Source organism: Candidatus Eisenbacteria bacterium (assembly GCA_016867715.1).
Classification (GTDB): domain Bacteria; phylum Orphanbacterota; class Orphanbacteria; order Orphanbacterales; family Orphanbacteraceae; genus VGIW01.
Genome location: VGIW01000150.1, coordinates 1 through 3,813, shown reverse-complemented (window position 1 = coordinate 3,813; position 3,813 = coordinate 1). Strand labels below are relative to the sequence as shown.

Below are 3,813 nucleotides of genomic sequence, written 5' to 3'. Positions count from 1 at the left end.
CGGCACGATCACGTGGGTGGAAGACGACCGCGTGCTCGCCTTCGGCCATCCTCTCTTCCACGCGGGGAGCGTGAACCTCCCGCTCGTCTCGGCGGAGGTCCACGCGCGAATCCCGAGCCTCGCCGTCTCGTTCAAGCTCGGGTCCCCACTGGAGACGGTCGGCGCGCTCCTCGAGGATCGGCGCGCGGGGGTGGCGGGGCGCCTCGGGATCGAGCCGCCGACGATTCCGATCGAGGTGACCGTCACGTCCCCCGGGTTCGGCCGGCGCGAGTACCGCTACGACGCGATGGACGACAAACGGCTCACGCCGCTCCTCGTCTCGTGGGCGGTCCGCAACTCCGTGGTGCACAGAGAGCGCGCGATCGGCGAGCACACGGTCCGCATGCGTCTCTTCGTCGATCTGGAGGGGGCGGACGATCTCGAGCGGGAGAACGTCTACTCGTCCGCCTCGGTCCTCGACGAGATGGAGGACGACATCCTCGTCCCGCTTCGCGTTCTCGCGAGCAACAACCTCGCGCGGCCGAGGGTGAACCGCGTGCGCGCCGAAGTGACTGTGGAGGACGGGCGTCGCTCGGCGCGGATCGAGCGGCTCGATATCGAGAAGGGCCGGCTTCGTCCGGGAGAAACCGTGCGCGGCGCGGTCACGCTCCGCTACTACCAGGACGAGACGGAGACGCGCCGCTTCGAGGTCACGCTCCCCGCCGATCTCCCCGACGGGAAGCTCCTTCTTCGCGCGTGCGACGCGGCCTTTTCGGAGGACTGGGACTCGAAGCGCGCGCCGAACCGGTTCGCCACGAAGGACATCAACGGGCTCGTCCGGATTCTCCGCGAGATGCGGACGAACGAAAGCGTGTTCGTGCAGCTCTTCAGCGAGGCGAAAGGCGTGACGGTCGACGGCCGCGAGATGCCGGGCCTTCCCGCCTCGAGGCTCGCCGTTCTCGGGACGGACCTCCACGCGGACGACGGCAACTACGTGAAGGGGAGCGTGCTCGCCTCGGAGACGATTCGCGTCGATGCGTTCGTCTCCGGATGCCGCTCCCTTCCGATCGTCGTGGATCGTGCGGCGCCGTGAGGCCGCCGCTCTCTCGAACAGGGAGTCGAACGATGAACAAGACGAAGCTTCTCGTCCTCGCCGGGGTCGGAGTCCTCCTCTTGGCCGGCGAGCCCGGGGCGGTGAGGACCGCCCGTTGGGACGTGTCCGGCCGCGAGAGCGCCGCGGAGGGGACGCCGACGGATCTCACGATCGGACCGCTCGGGTCCCTCGAGCTCGCCCCGCGCTTCGAGCCGGCGGGCACGATCTCCGAGTACTACGTCTGGTCGCTCCTCCCGGACGGGCGGGGCGGCCTCTACGCCGGCACGGGGGACCAGGGAAAAATCTTCAAGGTGGAACGATCCGGCAAGAGCGTCCTTCTCTTCGATTCGCTCGAGCTTGATATCCTCTCGCTCGCGCTCGACGCGAGGGGGAACCTTTACGCGGGAACTTCTCCGGACGGGATCGTCTACATCGTCGATCGGGACGGAAACGCGCGCACGTTCTTCGACAGTCCGGAGCGCTACGTGTGGGATCTTGCGTTCGACGACAAGGGAAACCTGTACGCGGCGACCGGTGAGCAAGGGAAAGTCTATCGGATCGACCCCTCCGGGAACGCGGAGCTCTTCTATGACTCTCCGGAAACGAACGTGCTCTGCATCCTCTACGACCGGAAGGACGATCGGTTTCTCCTCGGCGGGGAGGGGGCGGGTCTCCTTCTGTCGGTCGACAAGAAGGGGAATGCGCGCGTTCTCTTCGATTCTCCACGCGCCGAAGTGGGCGCTCTCCATCTCGACGAGAAGGGGAGGATCTGGGCCGGATGCTCGGGGAGCGAGGAGCCGGGGACGAATGGAGGAGGGCGCCAGCAGACGAAGAAAGCGCTTCTCTATCGGATCGAGCCGAACGGGACCGCGGTTCTCCACTGGCAATCGGACGCCGAGTTCATCTACGCGATCGCTCCGGGCGCGGAGGGTTCCGTGCTCGTCGGAACCGGCACGCCCGGATCGCTCGTCCGCGTGTCGGAGGGGGGCGAGGCGACGGAGATCCGGAGGATGGTCGAATCGCAAGTCCTCGCGATCGAGCGGACCGACGAGGGGATGTTCGTCGCGACCGGCAATCAGGGGAACCTCTACCGCCTCGGACCGGAGCGGAGCCAAACGGGGATGTACGATTCGAAGGTGCGGGATGCCGTGAACCTCGCGCGCTTCGGGATTCTCCGCTGGTGGGGAGATGTTCCCGGCGGAACCCGCGCGGTCTTCTCGACCAGGAGCGGAAATCGGGAGAGCCCCGACGACACGTGGAGCGAGTGGCAGCCGATCGGCGAAGGGGAGAACGGAGGGCGCATCCAATCGCCGCCCGCGCGCTTTCTCCAGTGGCGCATCGAGCTGGAGGGGAAGGGGGAGGAGAGCCCGCGCATCGATCGGGTCTCGATCGCGTACAAGGAACATAACTTACCGCCTCAAGTGTTGGCGCTCAGCGTGACCTGGACCGGCGAGCCGTTCTACGACGGGCCCGCGGACCCGCGTCCGACGCCGCTCTTTCAGTTTCTTCCCGACGGCGCCCGCGTCGAGCTCTTGCCGACCGAGACGGAGGAGAAAGCGCGGCGCGAGGCGGTCGAGGTCTGGGCGCGGTCGATCCGCACCGCGCGGTGGCAGGCGTCCGACGCGAACGGGGACGATCTTCGATACGACCTCTACACGCGCGCGGAGGGGGATCGCGATTGGCTCCTTCTCGAGGAGGGGATCGAGTTCGACTTCTATTCGTGGGACACCCGCTCGATGCCCGACGGCTTCTACCGCGTGCGGGTCGTCGCGCGCGACCGCCTCTCCAACTCGGATGCGACCGCGGGCGAAGGGGAGCGCGTGAGCGAGCCCTTCCTCGTCGACAACACGCCGCCCGAGATCGTCGGGTTTTCGGCGGAGCGCGACGGGGATCGGATTCGAGTCCGCGCCGAGGCGCGCGACGCGGCGAGCGCTCTTCGAACCGCCGAGGTCGCGGTCGGTGCGGGGGAGTGGCGGCCGGTCGATCCGAAGGACGAGATCTTCGACGACCGGAAGGAGGAGTTCGACTTCACCGTCCCCGCCGGCAAGGAAGAGGGGAGCGTCGTGGCGCTCCGCGTGGCGGACGAGGCGGGGAACCTCGCCGTTGCGCAGGCGGTCGTTCGTTGAGCCGGCGCGCCTCCTCGCGGGTTCTCGAGCGGCGTCTCCCGAACGGCCTCACCGTTCTTCTTCGCCCGGTCCGTTCGGCTCCCATCGTGAGCGTCTGGTGCTGGTACGCGGTCGGCTCCGCCGACGAGACGCCGGGCGCGACCGGAATCGCTCACTGGCTCGAACATATGAACTTCAAGGGAACCGCGCGCTTCTCGAAGCGGGAGATGAAGAACCTGATCGAGAGGCGCGGCGGCTATTGGAACGGCTACACCTGGATCGACCAAACGACCTACTTCGAAACGTTGCCGAAAGAGCATCTCGACCTCGCGCTCACGCTCGAATCGGAACGGATGGTGCGGAGCCGGATCGATCCGGCCGAGTTCGAGTCGGAGCGGACCGTGATCGTCTCGGAGCTTCACGGCGGGGAGAACGACCCGGAGACGCTTCTCGACCGCGAGGTGACGGCGGCCGCTTTCCAGACGCACGGTTATCGCTGGCCGACGGTCGGCTGGGAAGCGGATGTACGGCGGATCAGGAGGCGCGAGATGGTCGCCTTCTACCGGGCGAACTACGTCCCGTCGAACGCGACGCTCGTCATCGCCGGCGATTTCGATCCGGCCGAAGCGATGCGGA

Annotated in this window: 3 protein-coding genes; all 3 read left to right on the top strand. The window is 67.4% G+C overall.

Translation table 11 applies throughout. The features are described from left to right. The first annotated feature begins 16 nt into the window (after positions 1-16). A complete protein-coding gene (locus tag FJY73_14105; GenBank protein ID MBM3321793.1) occupies positions 17-1,072 on the top strand; it encodes a hypothetical protein in 1,056 nt (351 codons plus the stop codon). A gap of 32 nt (positions 1,073-1,104) precedes the next feature. After that, a complete protein-coding gene (locus FJY73_14100; protein ID MBM3321792.1) occupies positions 1,105-3,198 on the top strand; it encodes an SMP-30/gluconolactonase/LRE family protein in 2,094 nt (697 codons plus the stop codon). Beyond that, the coding region (locus FJY73_14095) for an insulinase family protein (GenBank protein MBM3321791.1) at positions 3,195-3,813 on the top strand (619 nt) is incomplete at its 3' end. The genes FJY73_14100 and FJY73_14095, both read left to right, overlap by 4 nt.

Excerpts from the sequence above, each read along its gene's own strand:
- FJY73_14100 (MBM3321792.1), top strand. The coding sequence starts at position 1,105 with ATGAACAAGACGAAGCTTCTCGTCCTCGCCGGGGTCGGAGTCCTCCTC.